Genomic DNA, 18445 nt, shown 5'->3' on the forward strand with positions numbered 1-18445 from the left:
GGGTACGGGCGGATCGCTGTGTCGGAGACTATTCCGCTGTCCTCCGGTCAGGCAGCGGCGTTAGGGTCGTAACGGCTCACGCTCATTACATCCTCGGGAGGTTCACGGTGACCGCGCTGCGTCAGTACCTGGGTGTCTGGCGGATCCCCGGCGCGCCCATGCTGCTGATCACCGGCATCATCGGGCGGCTCGGAATCGGCATGACCCCGCTGGCGCTGCTCCTGGTCGTCGAACAGGTGACCGGGCGCTACTCGCTGGCCGCCATCGCCGGCGGCATATACGCCCTCGCCGGTGCCGCGCTCAGCCCGGTGGCCGGACGGATCGCCGACCGGGTCGGCCCCAGCCCCGTCCTGCTGCTCACCGCCGTGGCCCACCCGCTGGCACTCATCGGGCTGCTGCTGGCCAGCCGCTCCGGCGACGACGCGCTCCCCGTCATCTACCTCGCCGCAGGCGTGGCCGGCGCCACCTACCCGCCGCTCACCGCCGCCATCCGAGGCGCCTGGAACGACCTGACCGGCCCCAACTCCGGCCGATACCACCTCCGCAACACCGCGCTGGCCGCCGAGACCACGCTGTTCGAAATCGTCTTCGTCCTCGGCCCGCTGCTCGTCGCCGGCTTCGTCCTCGTCGCCGACGCGGCAGCCGCGCTGATCGGCGCGGCAGTGGTCACCCTGGTCGGCACCACCGCCGTGGCCCTCGGCCGGGTCATGCGCGGCTGGCGTCCGCACCCGCGGGAACACCACGCCCGCGGGCTCGGCCCGCTACGGGTCCCCGGCTTCCCGGCCCTGCTGATCTGCGTCGCCGGCCTGGGCATCGCGTTCGGGGCCGCCGGTGTGACCGTGCCGGCCTTCGCGAGTGACCACTCCACCGGCGACCCGGAGAGCCTCGCCGGCGTCCTGCTCGCGGTCTGGGGCGTCGGCAGTGCCATCGGTGGGCTCTGGTTCGGCGTCCGCAAGCCAGCACCGAACATGACCAGGCAGTTCGCCCTGCTGCTCGCCGCGCTGGCCGCCACCTTCGCCGTATTCGCGGTGATGCCCACCCCGCTCGCGCTGGGTGTCGCGCTGGTCGCCGGCGGGGCCACCATCGCGCCCGCGCTGACCCTGGAGAACACACTGGTCGGCCGGATCGCCCCCACCGGCATGTTGAACGAGGCGTACACCTGGGTGGTCACCGTCGCGGTGGCGGCGAGCGCCGCCGGCGGCTCGGTTGCCGGCGTGATCGTGGACCACGCCGGCGGCGTCCGCTGGGCGTTCCTGTTCGCCGGGGCGGCGGTCGCCGTCGGGGCCGCTGTCGCCGCGCTACCCGCCGGGCCCATCGCCCGCGCGGAAACCACTGCGGTACGCGCCGAACAGCCCGTCTCCGTCTGACCTGCTGTCTTCTGGCTGTTTCGCTGCGGGCTTGGTCCGCGCGGCGTGGTGTCGGCTTGGTCCGCGCGGCGTCGCGTCGGCTTGGTCCGCTCGGGTTCCTGGAAGTCGGGGTTTCCCTGCGCGCCGGACACCCCGACTTCCAGGAACCCAGGTTCCGTCCGCCTACCCTGGGTTCATGGCTAAGGTTCTATATTCGGCGACGGCGTCACTCGACGGCTACATCGCCGGCCCCGGCGGCGACATGTCGTGGCTGACCGATCACCTGGGCGGCGAAAACCCGACGGCGGAGCGCCTACTCAACAGCGTCGGCGCGATCCTGGCCGGCAACGGCACATTCGGCGGCGACGACCCCAACCGTGGCACCGACAGCGAAGGCGCGTTCGGCGGCCAGTACCACGGGCCGGTGTTCGTCCTCACCCACCGGCCACCGGCCGAGCCACCCGCGGACGTCACGTTCGTCGGTGACCTGCACACCGCCGTCGCCCAGGCCAAGGACGCCGCCGGGGACAGGTACGTCAACATCCTCGGTGCCAACGTCGCCAAGCAGTGCGTCGAGGCAGGGCTGCTCGACGAGGTCCTCATGTTCTTCGCCCCGGTACTGCTCGGCGACGGGGTGCGGATGTTCGACCACCCCGGCGGCACCAAAGTGCGGTTGGAGTCGCTGCCCGGCGAGACCGAGCACTGGTACCGCGTCGTCTATTGAGCCCGCGTACCGATGGGGTGAGCCACATGGAACACGTCGACGACCCGGAGCGAGCCTTCAGCCTGCGCATGACCACCTGGCAGTGGCGCCACCTGGATGGCGCGGTCGACAGCGCGGTCAGCATTGCGGCAGAGAGCGACGATCCTCACCAGGTCGTGCAGACAGGGTCAGGCATCCGCGAAGCAGGATGGGACCAGATCGCGCACTGGACCCCCGGCGTCGCCGGCTCCGGTAACTGGCCGACCGACGACGAGGAAGTCGCCATCAAGCTGTCGCACAGACAATGGGGGTTGGCTGCCCAGTGCGCCGCGCACTGGGCCGCTGTCGCCAGCGGCGTGGGCCACGAACAGGAGGCGGCCGTGCTGCGCTCTGTCCACGCACTCGTGGTCGAGGGACTCCGTGCGGAATCAGTCCGACCGGCGCGGTGAGTCGACGCCGACCTGGGTGGGTCGACGCCGACTCGGGCGGGTGACTTCCTCAGCTTCAGTGGGCTTGACGCCGGCTCGGCGGGTGGCGTCCCCGGTTGGGTGGATCGAGGCCGGCTCGGGTGGGTCGGAGAGGGCTGCCGAAGTCCGCCGAGAGTGACGAACGACGGCTGCTCAGCTGGCCGAAGGTCGTCGGCCCGATCGCCCAGCCGGTCGGCTCTGCCCTACCTGTAGTTGTTGAACTGGAGGGCGACGCCGAAGTCCTCACCCTTGAGCAGCGAGATGACCGCCTGGAGATCGTCCCTCTTCTTGCCGGTGACCCGCAGCTGGTCGCCCTGGATCTGCGCCTGCACGCCCTTCGGGCCCTCGTCGCGGATCTTCTTGCTGATCGCCTTGGCCTTGTCCGTCTCGATGCCCTGGATCACCTTGCAGTCGATCTTGAAGATCTTGCCCGACGGGCGCGGCTCCCCAGCATCCAGCGACTTCAGCGAGATGTTCCGCTTGACGAGCTTCTCCTTGAACACGTCCAGTGCGGCGCGGACGCGCTCCTCGGTCTCCGCCTGAAGGCCGATCGCCTCCTCGCCAGACCAGGAGATCTCAGCGCCGGTGCCGCGGAAGTCGAACCGCGTCGCGAGCTCCTTCTCCGCCTGCCGAAGGGCGTTGTCGACCTCCTGACGGTCAACCTTGCTCACGATGTCGAACGACGGGTTCGCTGCCATGTTTCTGCTCCTGCTGTCCGGCGGTCTGGGCCTGCCGTCGGCCGCCGACCAGCGGCACGACCCCCTGACCGTACCCGGTTGCGTAGGGGCCGGGGGGAGCCGCTATCCTTGCTTCCGCCGCCGCGTTACGACGCGGTGGGGTGCCCTGGCGGGTTGCCCGAGCGGCCAATGGGAGCGGACTGTAAATCCGTCGCGAAAGCTTCAGAGGTTCGAATCCTCTACCCGCCACCAGGTGCAGACGCGGCCCCTGACCAGCAGAGATGCTGATCGGGGGCCGTTGTCGTCTGTCCGGCCTAGTCCGGCTGAGTCCACTATCCAGCCGCGCGTTGACCTGAGTGCGCAGGCGAGGTGAACGTGCTTTCGACCGAGGGCCTGGTCGGGTCGAGCGTGATCCGCCTGGTCGGTGAGCCACCAGAGCGGCGGGGAGAACCGTGAGTCCGCCCAGCAGACGTTCGACCATCTCATTGTGGCCGGTCTTCTCCGCCGCCGACGTCGGTCGCCGCGACCTGCGGCCGCCTTCCCGGATCACCGCATCGAGCAAATCCTCTGCGTGTCACTCCCCTCGGCGGGAGAGTCCAGCTACTCTGACCCCTCGGTGGCACGTGGAGGGTGAACGGCCGCACACACGCGGTGGACGCCACAGCCCCAGCCTCGACCTCGCAACTCCCAACGGACCCTGGCCCTAGGTCCGAAGGGCCAGGCATCAAGGGATTTGTCGCCTCTGGGCCACCAAGGGCAAAGTTCCGAATCGCCGCCTTAGCTGGAAGCCGCACCATGTGCCAACGGGGAGTCGCCCATCGCGTTCTGTAGACGCTCTGTCTGCCCCTTATTACGCGGTGGTTACATGGCGGCCTGGCTTTGCCCAGTCGGCCATGGCGATCCGCCGTACGTGGGCTTTGCGGGTGGTTTCGACTGTGGCACGATCAGGGGCACCGATTCTTGTTCTGACCCCCCGACAGGAGCACGCTGATGTATGGTCGGACGCCTCGCCGCCTTCGCGCCGCCCTCGCGTTCGCGGCCGTGGTCGCGTTCGCGGGTTCCTTCCTCGGCGCGACTACCACTTTTCAGCAGTTTGACTTCTCGTGGGGTGCTCCGGCCGTTGACAAGGGCGTTGCCGTAGCCCGATAGGGGCCGCTCCGCACCACCCAGCGAGGGAGCGGAATGAAGCCTGGCTCGCCCCCAGCCCGTAGATCCAACGAGCAGGCCTGGCTGATCACGGGACCATTGGCCGTCTTGGCCATCATCTGCTCGCTCGTCCTCGCGCTGGCCGGGCCACCACCCCCGGGTAATCTCCTCGGGGCGGTGGTCCTTTTCGCCGTCATGGTGGCAGCCAGCACCCAGGTGCTCCAGATTGTGGTGCGTCGGCAGGCGCTCGAAGTCATCGTCATCGAGATTCCGCTGCTACTGGCCTTCTTCTACCTGCCGCCCCTGACGGTCGTACTGATCGCTGTCCTGGCCGCTCTGATCGGCCAGCTTCGCCGACGCCTCAGCGCTCCGAAGGTCTGGTTCAACCTCGCCCGTGCCGCGGTGGCTGCCTCACTGGCGGGAGTCGTCCTGCTGGCACTGCCTCCCGTCGGCGACGAGGTGGGCCCGAAGACATGGGCCGTCCTCTTCGCGGTGGTGAGCGTCAACAGCCTCACGTCGTTGGCGGCCATCAGTGCTGTCGTCTCGCTGCTGCACGGCTGGCAGGCAGGGTGGGAGCTGATTCGCAACGGTACGGCCCCGCAGCTGATCTGTGCGATCAACAGCGTCGTCGGGCTGGTGATCCTGATGGCGATCGAGTCCAACCTGTGGTCCGTGTTGCTGATCGCGGTGTTGGCTGTCGCGGTCGTGCTGGTCTATCGCTCGTATGCCCAGTTCCTTCGGCAGCACCGCACCCTCGGCAACATGTACGAACTGACCCGGGCGATCAGCGAGAGCGGTCAGGACGGCGGTCTGGTAGACGCGTTGTTGGAGCGGGTCCGGGCCCTCATGCAAGCCGAGTACGCCACGCTCTGGCTGCCGGCTCAGGGACGCCACCTCGAGGTGCTGCTGAGTGCCAGGCTTGATGACCGCGGCCTCCTCGACGTCGCGGTCACGCCTCCGATCGTGCGCGAGCGTGCCCGGGAGTCCGGTCGTACGGTGGCCGCCGGCCGGGCCTTCGACGATGACGAGGATGTCCGGCTGGCGCTCGACAGTCATAAGGTCAAGGACGTCATCGCGGTGCCACTGCGGTCGGGCCAAGCGGTCATCGGCACGCTTGAGGTGGTCAACCGACTCAGCGACGTCGGCCACTTCACGGCCGCTGACATCCCGGTCTTCCAGACCGTGGCCGCCCACGCCGCTGTGGCGCTCGAGAATTCGCGACTGGTCGACCGACTTCGGCACGATGCGCACCACGACACGTTGACCGGGCTGCCCAACCGGCGCCGCATCACCGGAGCGCTGGACGAGTCGGTCAAGATCCGCGCGCCGGGCGAGGTGGTGGCGCTGCTGCTCTTCGACGTCGACGGGCTGCGCCAGGTGAACGAGTCCCTGGGGCACGCGGCCGGGGACAAGGTCCTCATCGAGGTCGCCACGCGGTTGCGGGCCAGCGCGCCGTCGTCGGCTCTGGTCGGTCGTGCCGGCGGGGACGAGTTCCTGGTGACGCTGCGGTTGGAGAGCGCTGAGGCCGCGCTCGAGTTGGCCGCCCAACTGCGCGACCAGATCCGCGACGAGATGGTCTTCGACGCGCTCACCCTCGACGTGGACACTGCCGTGGGGGTGGCCGTACACCCGGATCACGGCAGCGACGCGGCGACCCTGCTGCTCCGGGTCGACCTCGCCGCGACCGCGGCCAAGTCGGTGCCGGGCAGCGTGCAGCTGTTCAATCCCGCGCTGGAGTCCCGTTCGCTGCGCCGGTTGGGTCTGGCCGGCGACCTGCGTCAGGCACTGGACAAGGATGAGCTGGAGGTCTACTTCCAGCCCAAGGTGACCCTGCGGGACCGGCGCCTGGTGGGTGTGGAGTGTCTGGCCCGCTGGGAACACCCGGCGCACGGCACTGTTGCGCCCGAGGACTTCGTGGCGGTGGCCGAGCACACCGGCCAGTTGAGCCGGCTCACCGAGGTGGTGCTCCGGGAGGGCCTTCGACGCAGCCGGGACTGGGCGCTGGCCGACCAGCCGCTGCCCATCGCGGTCAACCTCTCGGCTCGTACGCTCATCGACCAGCACTTCCCGGACCGGGTCCAGGAGCTGTTGACCGAGTACAAGGTGCCGGCGCAGCGCCTCACCCTGGAGATCACCGAGTCGGGGGTGCTGGACGGCACGGACCGACCCATCCCCACCCTGCAACGGCTGCGGGATCTCGGCGTACGGCTGTCGGTGGACGACTTCGGCACCGGTGACTCGTCCCTGGCGCACCTGCGCCGGCTGCCGGTGCACGAGGTGAAGGTGGACCGCTCCTTCGTGCAGGGAATGGCGACCGACCCGGGGGACCTGGCGATCGTCAACGCGGTGGTCACCCTCTCCCAGCAGTTCGGCCTGGCGGTGGTGGCCGAGGGGGTGGAGAGCGAGCTGACCCTGGAGCTTCTCCAGGACATCGGCTGCGAGATCGGGCAGGGCTTCCTGTTCAGCCGGCCACTGCCGTACGAGCGGTTGGCCGCCTGGTTCGGCGCCCAGGTGGAGCCGGAGACAGCCTCGAACGGAGAGCTGCCGCGCCTGCGTGTCGTGCCCTGAACAGGGCGCGGACGATCACCGGGGATCCGATTTCACCTGTCGACTCGGGCCGTGTACTCTTACTCCTGCGCGCCCCACGGGGAAGATCGCGCAGGCCCCCTTAGCTCAGTCGGCAGAGCGTCTCCATGGTAAGGAGAAGGTCTACGGTTCGATTCCGTAAGGGGGCTCGAGGGTTCAGCTGGACCCATCGCAGCGGTGTAGCTCAGATGGTAGAGCAAGCGGCTCATAATCGCTGTGTCGCCGGTTCAAGTCCGGCCACCGCTACTCTCGTCTTCCGGGCTCGTTGCCGGTGGTCGTAAGAATGGGCGCTTCTGGCGCCCACTTTGCATGTCCGCGCTGTCAGCGTCTAGGCTGGCGCGTCGTAGTTGTTTCCGTTAGCGAGGAAGGCACTCCGCCGTGGCGAAGGCTACCGATGTCCGGCCGAAGATCACTTTGGCGTGTGTGGAGTGCAAGGAGCGCAACTACATCACGCGCAAGAACCGGCGCAACGACCCCGACCGCATCGAGCTGAAGAAGTTCTGCCCGCGTGACGGTCGGCACACGGTCCACCGCGAGACCCGCTGACTGCTGGTCGGCCTCAGGGCCGGCCGTTGTCGAAGCTTTCCGATCGCCGATCTGACCGGTTTGGTGCGGCTCTGCCGCTGCCTACCGATCAGGTCGGCGATTGGGCTTTCCGTGTAGGTTCGCGGCATGCCTCTGGACCCTTCCTTCGTCGGCCGGACGTATCCGCCGACCGCCCCCTACCAGGTGGGCCGAGAAAAGATCCGCGAGTTCGCCAGCGCCATCGGCGCCACCGACCCGGCGCACCACGACCCGGAGGCCGCGCGGGCGCTGGGCCACTCGGACGTGGTCGCCCCGCCGACCTTTCCGGTGATCGTGACGATGGCCGCGAGCAGCCAGATCATCGAAGACCCGGCCCTGGGCGTCGACTACAGCCGTCTGGTGCACGGCGACCAGCGGTTCGCGTACACCCGGCCGGTGGTCGCCGGCGACGAGCTGGTCTGCACCAACACCATCGAGGACGTCAGCACCAGGGGTGGGCACGGCTTCCTGACCACGCGCACCGACGTGAGCACCGTCGGCGGGGAACCCGTCGTCGCGGTCTGGGCCAGGTATGTCATTCGCGGGGAGGCCTGAGATGGAGTTGCCAGCACAGACGTTTCAGGTGACCCGGGCGGACCTGGTCCGCTACGCCGGTGCCTCGGGCGACTTCAACCCGATCCACTGGAGCGACCGGGTCGCCACCAAAGTGGGTCTGCCGGGGGTGATCGCCCACGGCATGTTCACGATGGCGCTGGTCGGGCGTGCGGTCACGGAGTGGGCCGGGTCGCCGGACGCGGTGGTCGAGTACGGCGTGCGTTTCACCCGGCCGGTGGTGGTTCCCGACGATGACCAGGGGACTGAGATCGAGGTGACCGCGCGGGTCCGCGAGGTGACCGAGGACGGCCTGACCCGACTCGAGGTGACCGCCACCTGCCTGGGTGAGAAGGTGCTGTCGCAGGCGCGGGCAACCATCCGGACGGCGCGCTGAACGGTGCCCGCCACGCGTGGCGGAGAGACCGGTTGGGAAAGTCGGGCGGCTACCCGTACACTGGTCCGCCGTGGGGCAAGTGACCCCTGCACGGTCGTCTGTGGCCGCGTGGGGCGAGTGTTGCCACATAGGGGTGTAGCTCAATTGGCAGAGCAGCGGTCTCCAAAACCGCAGGCTGCAGGTTCAAGTCCTGTCACCCCTGCGCCTCAGGCCTGACCGTTCCCGTGGGTCGCGCCGCCACTTGGCGGCGTCCGGCCCGTGGTGGTGGCATCGGCGGGGTGGCTCCGAGGCAATCGGGGCCCTCCGGGTGATCCACCGGCCGCGGCCCGTCGCGGGACGGTTGGGTCCGGCCGGCGTGACCAGCGCCGCGTACGCCACTCGGCGTGCGACCCCAGATTCCGCGACGGAGGGCGAAGTGGCCGACAACAAGCGGCGCGACGACGACGGCGACGATCGTCTGGACGACGAGGTCGTCGACGACGTGGCCGACGACGACGCCTCCGGCGCGGACGAGCCGGTTTCCCGGGGGGGCACCGCCACGCGGTCCCGTGCCCGGGCGGAGTCGGCAGACAGCCGGCCGACCACGCGGTCGGAAACGGGTCGGGTGGGCGTCTTCGGCCGCATCGCCCGGTTCTTCCGCGAGGTCGTAGCTGAACTGCGTAAGGTCATCTGGCCGACCCGCAAGGAGTTGCTGACCTACACCGCCGTGGTGGTGGCGTTCGTCGCGGTGATGCTGACGATCGTGGGTGTGCTGGACTTCGGCTTCGCCAAGGTCGTGTTGTTTGTCTTTGGCAACTCGGACTGACCGGCTGCCTCCAGCCATAGTGACGGAAGTGAGCGAGCGTGCCTGAGTACGACGAGACCGCCGGACCGGTGGACGAGCAGTCCACGGTCGCGACGGCGGCTGGTGACGAGTCGGTTGAGGCCGCCAGCGAGCCGGAGTTCCCTACGACCGAGCCCGCACCGGACGAGGACTACGACCCCGTCGCGGAGCTGAGGCAGAAGCTGCGCTACGCGCCGGGTGACTGGTACGTGGTGCACTCGTACGCCGGCTACGAGAACAAGGTCAAGACCAACCTCGAGACCCGGATCACGAGCCTCGACATGGAGGACTTCATCTACCAGGTCGAGGTGCCGACCCGGGAAGAGGTCGAGGTCAAGAACGGTAAGCGTTCGCAGATCCAGGCCAAGGTCTTCCCGGGTTACATCCTGGTTCGGATGGAGCTGACCGCCGAGTCGTACTCCTGTGTCCGGAACACCCCGGGTGTGACCGGCTTCGTCGGTGCGACCGACCGGGCCGACCGGCCTGCTCCGCTCTCGCTCGACGAGGTGCTGAAGTGGCTGGCGCCGGCTGTCGAGACCGAGCAGAAGAAGTCGAAGCCGGAGATCAAGGTCCTCGACTTCGAGGTGGGCGACTCCGTCACCGTCACCGACGGCGCGTTCGCGTCGCTGCCGGCCACGATCAGCGAGATCAACGCCGACCAGCAGAAGCTCAAGGTGCTGGTGTCGATCTTCGGTCGTGAGACTCCGGTGGAGCTCAACTTCAACCAGGTCGCCAAGATCTGATTGGTCGTCGGCGGCGGGCCCGGCCCGCCGCCGACGTCGGCGTACGCGCTCTCGCTCGACCTCGGCGGACGAGTGGGCTGCGGCCTGCGCTACTCTTGAATGTCGCCGCTGTCGCACCGCGCTGACCGTGCGCGCCCGAGGGCGGCGACAGCCGCATTTTCCCAGCTCCAAGCCCCAGGAAGTGACATGCCTCCGAAGAAGAAGCTCGTCAAGACGTTCACGCTTCAGCTGCCGGCGGGCCAGGCCACGCCGGCGCCGCCGGTCGGCCCCGCGCTCGGCCAGCACGGCGTGAACATCATGGAGTTCTGCAAGTCCTACAACGCGCAGACCGAGTCTCAGCGGGGCGACATCGTCCCCGCCGAGATCAGCGTGTTCGAGGACCGGTCCTTCACGTTCGTGCTGAAGACCCCGCCCGCTGCCCGGCTGCTGATCAAGGCCGCCGGTGTGCAGAAGGGTTCGGGTGTTCCGCAGTCCGAGAAGGTCGGCTCGGTCAGCCGCGCCCAGCTGCGTGAGATCGCCGAGAAGAAGATGGCCGACCTCAACGCCAACGACATCGCCCAGGCCGAGAAGATCATCGCCGGCACCGCCCGGTCGATGGGCATCACCGTCAACGACTGACGTCGGCCCCGGCCTTCGACCCAAACCGTGGGAGGGCTCGCGCCGAGCGGCCCGCCAGAGACCACAGGAGTAATCAGCAATGCAGCGCAGCAAGAGCTACCGCAAGGCCGCCGATGTCATCGACCGGTCGAAGCTCTACACCCCCACCGAGGCCGTGAAGCTGGCCAAGGAGACCACCAACGTCAAGTTCGACGCCACGGTCGAGGTCGCCATGCGCCTCGGCGTCGACCCCCGCAAGGCGGACCAGATGGTCCGCGGCGTGGTCAACCTGCCGCACGGCACCGGTAAGACCGCCCGCGTGATCGTGTTCGCCAGCGGCGCGAAGGCCGAAGAGGCCGCCGCCGCCGGTGCGGACGAGGTGGGCACCGATGAGCTGGTCGCCCGCATCCAGGGTGGTTGGCTGGACTTCGACGCGGCGATCGCCACGCCGGACCAGATGGCCAAGATCGGCCGGATCGCGCGGATCCTGGGCCCGCGCGGTCTCATGCCGAACCCGAAGACCGGCACGGTGACCATGGACGTCACCAAGGCGGTGTCGGACATCAAGGGCGGCAAGATCACCTTCCGGGTGGACAAGCACTCCAACCTGCACCTGATCATCGGCAAGGCCTCCTTCACGGAGACCCAGCTGGTGGACAACTACGCTGCGGTGCTCGACGAGGTGCTGCGTGCCAAGCCGTCCGCGGCCAAGGGCAAGTACCTTCGCAAGGTCATCCTGACCACCACGATGGGCCCGGGCGTCCCGGTCGACCCGAACCTGGTGAAGAACCTTCGGGAGGACCAGGCCGACGCCTGAGTCGACAGATCGCTCCGCCGGGGCGCCGCCACGACAGTGGCGGCGCCCCGGCGCGTTCCCGGTGTGGCAGGCTCGACGCCATGCGCCTGGAGAACGTCTGGTTGCGGTACCACCGGCGGGGGCCGTGGGTGCTGCACGGCATCGACGTGCGGGTCGGTCCCGGCGAGGTGGCGATCGTGCTGGGCCGTAACGGGGTGGGCAAGTCGACACTGCTCCAGGTGGCCGCAGGGGTCCTCCACCCGGGCCGGGGCCGGGTCACCGACCGGCCGGCACGGGTGGGCTGGGTGCCGGAGCGTTTTCCCGCGGACCAACCGTTCACTGTGACTCGCTATCTGACCGGGATGGCCCGGGTGGCAGGGCTGGGCAGCGCCGCGGCCGACGAGGCGGTGACCTCCTGGACGGACCGGCTCGGGCTGTCCGCCTTCCGCTCGGTCCGGTTGCCGGAGCTGTCCAAGGGCACCGCGCAGAAGGTCGGCCTCGCCCAGGCGCTGCTGCGCCCACCGGGCCTGCTGGTGCTCGACGAGCCCTGGGAGGGGCTGGACGCCACCACCCGTGAGTTGGTGCCCGAGCTGATCGCCGAGGTGCTCGCCGCCGACGGGTCAGTCCTGGTCAGTGACCATCGCGGCGAGACGGTCCGGCTCCCGGCCGCGCGCCGCTGGTTGGTGGCCGACGGCTCGCTCACCGAGGAGACGTCGTCAACGGACGAGACGATCGCTGTGGTCGAGGTGGCGGTGCCGGCCGCGCGGGTTGCCGGCACCGTCGCCCGGTTGCGCGCCGAGGGCCATCAGGTGCTGCGGGTACGCTCCGACGCCTCCACCGCCGCACCCCAGGCCCTGCCCGTCGAGCCGCTCCGGTCGGCAGATGCCGCCCGACCCGCCGAGCCGCCGCTCGCGATGGCCGGGGAGCTGACAGCGGAGCAGCCGGAGGCCGCTGACGTCACTGTCGAGTCGGCAGCGGGGGAGACCCGGTGAGCGCCCTGGTCCGGATGCGGTTGGCCGGTTTCCTGCGCACCGGCCGGGCGTTGGCGCCGTTGCTCGCCGGCCTGATCACGCTCGGCACCCTGTACGGCGGTGGCCGGGCCCAGCCGGCGGAGGCGTACGGGGTCTCCGCGGTGGTGCTCTTTCCGGTGCTCGCCTGGCAAACCAAGATCCTGTTGGACGTCGAGCCGGACGTGCAGCGTCGGCTGGCGCAGGTGACGGTCGGGGTGGCCCGGGAGCGGTTGGCCGGGCTGCTCGCCGCCGCGGTGGCGGCGCAGGTGACGGTGGCCGTCGCGCTGCTCTTTCCGTGGCTGGTCGGCGGGGTGTCCGGCCCGGTCGACCCGGGGGACCGGTCGATTCCGGTCGGGCTCGCGCTGGGATTGTGGGCGCACGTGCTGGTCGTACCCGCTGCGGTTGCCCTTGGGGCGCTGGCCAGCCGGGCGTCGGTGGGCGGCGCCGGGTACGGCGTAGCGGTGTTGGCCCTGGGCGGGGTCGGCGCTGTGGTGTTCGGCCTGACCGGCTCGGTGGCCCCCTGGCTGGCACCGCCGATCATGGCGGCCGCTCGGACCACCGCCGGCGACGCCGCCGCGCTGACACTGCTGGGGTTGAGTGGGTGGGCGTTGGCCTGGAGCGCCGCTGTCGTCGGCGGCTACCTGTGGCGTCGGCGGGCGCAGGGCTGACCGGCACTGGCACGGGTGACGTGGCTCACCGGGCGCGATTTGGCGCTGCTGGTCGGGGCGCGTACTCTTCAACCGTCATCCGTGTTCTCATGGATGAGGAACCACCCAAAGACCGCTGGTCACCGTGCTTCGGCACGGTCGAAGGTCCCGCGACGACGGGCGACCCGCGTAGGGCGGCAAGCGTAACTCGGCAGTGAGCATGGTCCGCCGACCATGACGATCCGCCGGCCCTCGCCCCGTGCGCCCTGCGCCGGGGCTTTTTCGTTGTCGCGTCGCCTCCGCCCCCGTTCCGGCTTCGGCCGAGACAGGGACCAGCCTCGAGTAACGAGAGAGGAGGGACATGGCGGACAAGCCGATCCGGGCCGACAAGGCCACGGCCGTCGCTGAGCTGACCGAGAGCTTCCGCAGTTCGGGCGCCACCGTGCTGACCGAGTACCGCGGTCTGACGGTTTCCCAGCTCACCCAGCTTCGGCGCTCGCTCGGCGCCGATACCAGCTACACGGTCGCGAAGAACACGCTGGCCAAGCGTGCTGCGACGGACGCGGGCATCACCGGCCTCGACGAGCTGTTCACCGGTCCTACCGCGCTGACTTTCGTTTCGGGCGACGTCGTCGAGGCGGCGAAGGGGCTTCGCGACTTCGCGAAGGCCAACCCGAAGCTCGTCATCAAGGGCGGTGTCTTCGAGGGCAAGGCCATCACCGCGGCCGAGGTCACGAAGCTCGCCGACCTTGAGTCCCGCGAGGTGCTGCTGGCCAAGCTGGCCGGCGCGATGAAGGGCAACCTGAGCAAGGCCGCGGCCCTGTTCCAGGCCCCGCTGTCGAAGACCGCCCGTCTGGCGGCTGCACTGCAGGACAAGCGCGAGAAGGAGGGCGCCGAGGCGGCCTGAGGCCCCCACGGCGCACCAGTTCTTACTTAACAGAATCAGGAAAGGACGCCAGATATGGCGAAGCTCAGCACCGACGAGCTGCTCGACGCGTTCAAGGAGATGACGCTGATCGAGCTCTCTGAGTTCGTGAAGCAGTTCGAGACGACCTTCGAGGTCACCGCTGCCGCTCCGGTCGCGATCGCCCAGGGTGGCGGCGGCGGCGCCGCCGCGGCCGAGGCCGAGCCGGAGCAGGACGAGTTCGACGTCATCCTCGAGGCTGACGGTGGCAAGAAGATCCAGGTCATCAAGGTCGTGCGTGAGCTGACCGGCCTGGGCCTCAAGGAGGCCAAGGACGCGGTCGAGTCCGCGCCGAAGGCCATCCTGGAGAAGGTCAACAAGGAGACCGCCGACAAGGCGAAGGCCAAGCTCGAGGGTGAAGGCGCCAAGGTCACCCTCAAGTGACCTGACGTTCCACAAACGCGTACCCGGCTCGTGAGCTGGGACACCATCGCGTCACGGCGGGCGGTGATCCGACACGGATCACCGCCCGCCGTGTTTGTGGATCTGGCCGCGACCGGTCCTGAGCTGCGCTCCAACAATGGGTACCCTTGACCCGAACGAGCGTGGCGGGTCGCCCTCCAGTGGGAAACAAGGGACAACCCGGATACCGGCCCTTGACGCGGCCCGGGGCTGCCAGGCACGCTGACACCAGCAAGACACCGCGCTTGCGACGGCCACGACGTGGGTATGACAGCGGCGGCACCATCAGCCGCTGTAACCCGAGCGGCCCAGTGGGGAGTTGCGTTCTGAGCGGCCCGGCAGACCCCGGTTGACGGGGGCCGAGGCGCGCTCCGCAAACAACCTGCGGGGTGGGCTGGACAGCGGTTAGCCTCTCGGCTACACTGCTAGTTTGCGCTGCCTTCCGACTTGACCCCTGCTCGGAAATGTCCGTTTACGGATATTTCTGGTGGGGTCATTGGAGTGCACGCGTACCAGCCGTTCTGCAGCACCGGTCCTCGGAAGGACGCATCTTGGCAGCTTCCCGCCCTGCGAAGACCAGTCGTACGTCGAGCGCATTCGCTCCCCGCCGAGTTTCATTCGGCAGGATCACCGAACACCTCGAGGTCCCCAACCTCCTTGCCATCCAAAACGAGTCCTTCGACTGGCTCGTCGGCAACGAGGCTTGGCAGGGCCGGTCGGCGGACGACCCGCACGCACGATCGGGTCTCGCGGAGATCCTTGAAGAGATCAGTCCCATTGAGGACTTCTCCGGCACCATGTCACTCTCCTTCTCGGCGCCGCGCTTCGACGAGGTCAAGGCCTCGATCGAGGAGTGCAAGGAGAAGGACCTGACCTACTGCGCTCCGCTCTTCGTGACCGCGGAGTTCACCAACAACACCACTGGCGAGATCAAGAGCCAGACGGTGTTCATGGGTGACTTCCCGATGATGACGCCCAAGGGCACCTTCGTCATCAACGGCACCGAGCGCGTCGTGGTCAGCCAGCTCGTCCGTTCTCCGGGCGTGTACTTCGACAAGCAGCCGGACAAGACCTCCGACCGCGACCTCTCCAGCGTCAAGGTCATCCCGAGTCGGGGTGCCTGGCTGGAGTTCGACATCGATAAGCGCGACACGGTCGGCGTACGCATCGACCGCAAGCGTCGGCAGGCCGTCACCGTCCTGCTCAAGGCCATCGGATGGTCGGCCGAGCGGATCCGTGAGAAGTTCGGCTGGTCCGAGCTGATGATGACCACGCTCGAGAAGGACCACATCGCCGGCGCCGACGAGGCTCTGCTCGACATCTACCGCAAGCTGCGCCCTGGCGAGCCGCCGACGCGCGAGAACGCCCAGACCCTGCTCGACAACCTCTTCTTCAACCCGAAGAGGTACGACGTCGCCAAGGTCGGGCGCTACAAGTTCAACAAGAAGCTGGAAGTTGGCGTGCCGATCACCACCGGCACGCTGACCGAGGACGACATCGTCGCCACCGTGGAGTACCTGTGCCGGCTGCACGCCGGTGAGGACGGCTACGAGGCCGACGACATCGACCACTTCGGCAACCGGCGTCTCCGTACCGTGGGCGAGCTGATCCAGAACCAGGTTCGGGTCGGCCTTTCCCGGATGGAGCGGGTCGTTCGCGAGCGGATGACCACGCAGGACGTCGAGGCGATCACCCCGCAGACCCTGATCAACATCCGCCCGGTGGTGGCGGCGATCAAGGAGTTCTTCGGGACGTCCCAGCTGTCCCAGTTCATGGACCAGACCAACCCGCTGGCGGGCCTGACCCACCGGCGTCGGCTGAGCGCGCTCGGCCCGGGTGGTCTGTCCCGGGAGCGGGCCGGCTTCGAGGTCCGCGACGTGCACCCGTCCCACTACGGCCGGATGTGCCCGATCGAGACGCCGGAAGGCCCGAACATCGGCCTGATCGGCGCGCTGTCCACCTTCGCCCGGGTCAACCCGTTCGGCTTCATCGAGACGCCGTACCGGAAGGTCGTCGAGGGTCGGGTCACCGACCAGATCGACTACCTGACCGCGGACGAGGAGGACCGGTTCGTCAAGGCCCAGGCCAACGCGCGCCTGAAGGCTGACGGCACGTTCGCCGAGGAGCGGGTGCTCTGCCGTCGTAAGGGCGGCGAGACCGAGGACGTCCTCCCCGGTGCCGTCGACTACATGGACGTCTCGCCCCGGCAGATGACCTCGGTCGCGACCGCCATGATCCCGTTCCTCGAGCACGACGACGCCAACCGGGCACTGATGGGCGCGAACATGCAGCGCCAGGCGGTGCCGCTGGTCAAGGCCGAGGCGCCGCTCGTGGGTACGGGCATGGAGTACCGGGCCGCTGTCGACGCTGGCGACGTGGTGGTCGCCGAGGTCGGCGGTGTGATCGAGGATCTCTGCGCCGACTACGTCACCATCCACCAGGATGACGGCCACCGCCGGACGTACCTGCTGCACAAGTTCCGCCGCTCCAACGCCGGCTCCTGCGTCAACCAGAAGCCGGTCGTCTTCGAGGGCGACCGCGTCGAGGCCGGTCAGGTCATCGCCGACGGTCCGTGCACCGACGAGGGCGAGATGGCACTCGGACGCAACCTGCTGGTGGCGTTCATGTGCTGGGAGGGCCACAACTACGAGGACGCGATCATCCTGTCGCAGCGCCTCGTGCAGCAGGACGTGCTCACCTCGATCCACATCGAGGAGCACGAGGTCGACGCCCGGGACACCAAGCTCGGTCCGGAGGAGATCACCCGCGACATCCCGAACGTCAGCGAGGAAATGCTCGCTGACCTCGACGAGCGCGGCATCATCCGGATCGGCGCCGAGGTCGTCCCCGGTGACATCCTGGTCGGCAAGGTCACGCCCAAGGGTGAGACCGAGCTGACCCCGGAGGAGCGCCTGCTCCGCGCGATCTTCGGTGAGAAGGCGCGTGAGGTTCGGGACACCTCGCTGAAGGTGCCGCACGGCGAGACCGGCACGGTCATCGGTGTGCGCACGTTCTCCCGCGAGGACGGCGACGAGTTGCCGCCGGGTGTCAACGAGCTGGTCCGGGTCTACGTCGCCCAGAAGCGCAAGATCCAGGACGGCGACAAGCTCGCCGGCCGGCACGGCAACAAGGGTGTCATCTCGAAGATCCTGCCGATCGAGGACATGCCGTTCCTCGAGGACGGCACCCCCGTCGACATCGTGCTCAACCCGCTCGGTGTGCCGAGCCGGATGAACATCGGCCAGGTGCTGGAGACCCACCTCGGTTGGGTCGCCAAGACCGGTTGGAAGGTCGAGGGTGACGACGCCGACTGGAAGCGTCAGCTGCGCTCGATCGACGCGCACGAGTCCGAGGGCGACACCAACGTGGCCACCCCGGTCTTCGATGGTGCTCGCGAGGAGGAGATCTCCGGTCTGCTCGAGTCGACCCTGCCTAACCGGGACGGCAAGCAGCTGATCGGTCGTACCGGCAAGGCGCAGCTGTTCGACGGTCGTTCCGGTGAGCCGCTGCCGGACCCGATCGCTGTCGGCTACGTCTACATCCTGAAGCTCAACCACCTGGTCGACGACAAGATCCACGCTCGTTCGACCGGCCCGTACTCGATGATCACGCAGCAGCCGCTGGGTGGTAAGGCGCAGTTCGGTGGTCAGCGTTTCGGTGAGATGGAGTGCTGGGCGATGCAGGCGTACGGCGCTGCCTACGCCCTGCAGGAGCTGCTCACGATCAAGTCCGACGACGTGCTCGGCCGAGTGAAGGTCTACGAGGCCATCGTCAAGGGCGAGAACATCCCGGAGCCGGGCATCCCGGAGTCGTTCAAGGTGCTGCTCAAGGAGCTGCAGTCGCTGTGCCTCAACGTTGAGGTTCTCTCCAGCGACGGTGTGGCCCTGGAAATGCGCGAGACCGACGACGAGGTGTTCCGGGCCGCTGAGGAGCTGGGCATCGACCTGTCCCGGCGCGAGCCGAGCTCGGTCGAAGAGGTCTGAGGTGAGCGGTCGGGGGCCGGCTCGCCGGCCCCCGACCCCACC

General features: G+C 68.6%; 17 protein-coding genes and 4 tRNA genes. 20 read left to right on the top strand and 1 reads right to left on the bottom strand.

Features of this window, described 5'->3' with window-relative positions; translation table 11 throughout:
• Window positions 1-107: 107 nt before the first annotated feature.
• The 3 genes from OG992_RS24355 (at window position 108) to OG992_RS24365 (ending at window position 2498) form a co-directional block, all read left to right on the top strand.
• Window positions 108-1367, top strand: coding sequence for an MFS transporter (locus OG992_RS24355; RefSeq protein WP_238687849.1), 1260 nt, complete (start codon window positions 108-110; stop codon window positions 1365-1367).
• 175 nt (window positions 1368-1542) lie between these two features.
• Window positions 1543-2070: a dihydrofolate reductase family protein gene (locus OG992_RS24360; RefSeq protein ID WP_266304400.1), complete on the top strand. Its 528-nt coding sequence runs from the start codon at window positions 1543-1545 to the stop codon at window positions 2068-2070.
• Between the two features lie 26 nt (window positions 2071-2096).
• Window positions 2097-2498, top strand: a complete 402-nt coding sequence (locus tag OG992_RS24365) for a hypothetical protein (protein WP_266304401.1) — start codon at window positions 2097-2099, stop codon at window positions 2496-2498.
• Between the two features lie 221 nt (window positions 2499-2719).
• On the opposite strand, the gene OG992_RS24370 is transcribed toward OG992_RS24365, so the two are convergent.
• Window positions 2720-3214: a YajQ family cyclic di-GMP-binding protein gene (locus OG992_RS24370; RefSeq protein WP_124774541.1), complete on the bottom strand. Its 495-nt coding sequence runs from the start codon at window positions 3212-3214 to the stop codon at window positions 2720-2722.
• A gap of 147 nt (window positions 3215-3361) precedes the next feature.
• Here OG992_RS24370 and OG992_RS24375 point away from each other — a divergent pair.
• The 17 genes from OG992_RS24375 (at window position 3362) to OG992_RS24455 (ending at window position 18403) form a co-directional block, all read left to right on the top strand.
• A tRNA-Tyr gene (locus OG992_RS24375) sits at window positions 3362-3445 on the top strand.
• Between the two features lie 930 nt (window positions 3446-4375).
• The gene (locus OG992_RS24380; RefSeq protein ID WP_238687841.1) at window positions 4376-6907 is read left to right on the top strand and encodes a bifunctional diguanylate cyclase/phosphodiesterase; all 2532 of its coding nucleotides are present in this window, start codon (window positions 4376-4378) and stop codon (window positions 6905-6907) included.
• A gap of 94 nt (window positions 6908-7001) precedes the next feature.
• Window positions 7002-7074 (top strand) — tRNA-Thr (locus OG992_RS24385).
• 24 nt (window positions 7075-7098) lie between these two features.
• Window positions 7099-7171, top strand: a tRNA-Met gene (locus OG992_RS24390).
• Window positions 7172-7303: 132 nt separating this feature from the next.
• A complete protein-coding gene (rpmG, locus tag OG992_RS24395) occupies window positions 7304-7471 on the top strand; it encodes a 50S ribosomal protein L33 (RefSeq protein ID WP_007073056.1) in 168 nt (55 codons plus the stop codon).
• A 126-nt stretch (window positions 7472-7597) separates the two neighbouring features.
• Window positions 7598-8044, top strand: a complete 447-nt coding sequence (locus OG992_RS24400; RefSeq protein ID WP_238679511.1) for a MaoC family dehydratase N-terminal domain-containing protein — start codon at window positions 7598-7600, stop codon at window positions 8042-8044.
• 1 nt (window position 8045) lies between these two features.
• Window positions 8046-8438, top strand: coding sequence for a MaoC family dehydratase (locus OG992_RS24405; protein ID WP_091402431.1), 393 nt, complete (start codon window positions 8046-8048; stop codon window positions 8436-8438).
• A 129-nt stretch (window positions 8439-8567) separates the two neighbouring features.
• Window positions 8568-8640, top strand: a tRNA-Trp gene (locus tag OG992_RS24410).
• 213 nt (window positions 8641-8853) lie between these two features.
• Window positions 8854-9243 carry a preprotein translocase subunit SecE gene (gene secE, locus OG992_RS24415; protein WP_091403530.1) on the top strand — a complete coding sequence of 130 codons (390 nt, stop codon included), beginning with the start codon at window positions 8854-8856 and terminating at the stop codon, window positions 9241-9243.
• 38 nt (window positions 9244-9281) lie between these two features.
• Window positions 9282-10004: a transcription termination/antitermination protein NusG gene (gene nusG / locus OG992_RS24420; RefSeq protein WP_238667527.1), complete on the top strand. Its 723-nt coding sequence runs from the start codon at window positions 9282-9284 to the stop codon at window positions 10002-10004.
• A 186-nt stretch (window positions 10005-10190) separates the two neighbouring features.
• Window positions 10191-10622, top strand: a complete 432-nt coding sequence (gene rplK, locus OG992_RS24425) for a 50S ribosomal protein L11 (RefSeq protein ID WP_091402426.1) — start codon at window positions 10191-10193, stop codon at window positions 10620-10622.
• A gap of 79 nt (window positions 10623-10701) precedes the next feature.
• Entirely contained in the window at window positions 10702-11418 is a 717-nt protein-coding gene (rplA, locus tag OG992_RS24430; RefSeq protein WP_238667528.1) for a 50S ribosomal protein L1, read from the top strand.
• An 80-nt stretch (window positions 11419-11498) separates the two neighbouring features.
• On the top strand, window positions 11499-12389 hold the full coding sequence (locus tag OG992_RS24435; protein ID WP_266304402.1) for an ATP-binding cassette domain-containing protein: 891 nt from the start codon (window positions 11499-11501) through the stop codon (window positions 12387-12389).
• Window positions 12386-13075 (top strand): hypothetical protein, encoded by a 690-nt coding sequence (locus OG992_RS24440; protein WP_266304403.1) that lies wholly within the window; start codon window positions 12386-12388, stop codon window positions 13073-13075. Before OG992_RS24435 ends, OG992_RS24440 begins: the two co-directional genes overlap by 4 nt.
• 340 nt (window positions 13076-13415) lie before the next feature.
• Window positions 13416-13961 (top strand): 50S ribosomal protein L10, encoded by a 546-nt coding sequence (gene rplJ, locus OG992_RS24445; protein WP_112584808.1) that lies wholly within the window; start codon window positions 13416-13418, stop codon window positions 13959-13961.
• Window positions 13962-14015: 54 nt separating this feature from the next.
• Window positions 14016-14402, top strand: a complete 387-nt coding sequence (gene rplL, locus OG992_RS24450; protein ID WP_030489578.1) for a 50S ribosomal protein L7/L12 — start codon at window positions 14016-14018, stop codon at window positions 14400-14402.
• 569 nt (window positions 14403-14971) lie between these two features.
• Window positions 14972-18403, top strand: a complete 3432-nt coding sequence (locus OG992_RS24455; RefSeq protein ID WP_238660443.1) for a DNA-directed RNA polymerase subunit beta — start codon at window positions 14972-14974, stop codon at window positions 18401-18403.
• Window positions 18404-18445: the final 42 nt, after the last annotated feature.

The organism is Micromonospora sp. NBC_00362 (genome assembly GCF_026342155.1).
GTDB classification, from domain to species: Bacteria; Actinomycetota; Actinomycetes; order Mycobacteriales; family Micromonosporaceae; genus Micromonospora; species Micromonospora hortensis.

Bases quoted from the DNA above. Each gene is read 5' to 3' on its own strand.
- OG992_RS24360 (WP_266304400.1), top strand. From the start codon at position 1,543: ATGGCTAAGGTTCTATATTCGGCGACGGCGTCACTCGACGGCTACATC.
- OG992_RS24365 (WP_266304401.1), top strand. From the start codon at position 2,097: ATGGAACACGTCGACGACCCGGAGCGAGCCTTCAGCCTGCGCATGACC.
- OG992_RS24370 (WP_124774541.1), bottom strand. From the start codon at position 3,214: ATGGCAGCGAACCCGTCGTTCGACATCGTGAGCAAGGTTGACCGTCAG.
- OG992_RS24380 (WP_238687841.1), top strand. From the start codon at position 4,376: ATGAAGCCTGGCTCGCCCCCAGCCCGTAGATCCAACGAGCAGGCCTGG.
- OG992_RS24400 (WP_238679511.1), top strand. From the start codon at position 7,598: ATGCCTCTGGACCCTTCCTTCGTCGGCCGGACGTATCCGCCGACCGCC.
- OG992_RS24405 (WP_091402431.1), top strand. From the start codon at position 8,046: ATGGAGTTGCCAGCACAGACGTTTCAGGTGACCCGGGCGGACCTGGTC.
- rplK (WP_091402426.1), top strand. From the start codon at position 10,191: ATGCCTCCGAAGAAGAAGCTCGTCAAGACGTTCACGCTTCAGCTGCCG.
- rplA (WP_238667528.1), top strand. From the start codon at position 10,702: ATGCAGCGCAGCAAGAGCTACCGCAAGGCCGCCGATGTCATCGACCGG.
- OG992_RS24435 (WP_266304402.1), top strand. From the start codon at position 11,499: ATGCGCCTGGAGAACGTCTGGTTGCGGTACCACCGGCGGGGGCCGTGG.
- rplJ (WP_112584808.1), top strand. From the start codon at position 13,416: ATGGCGGACAAGCCGATCCGGGCCGACAAGGCCACGGCCGTCGCTGAG.
- rplL (WP_030489578.1), top strand. From the start codon at position 14,016: ATGGCGAAGCTCAGCACCGACGAGCTGCTCGACGCGTTCAAGGAGATG.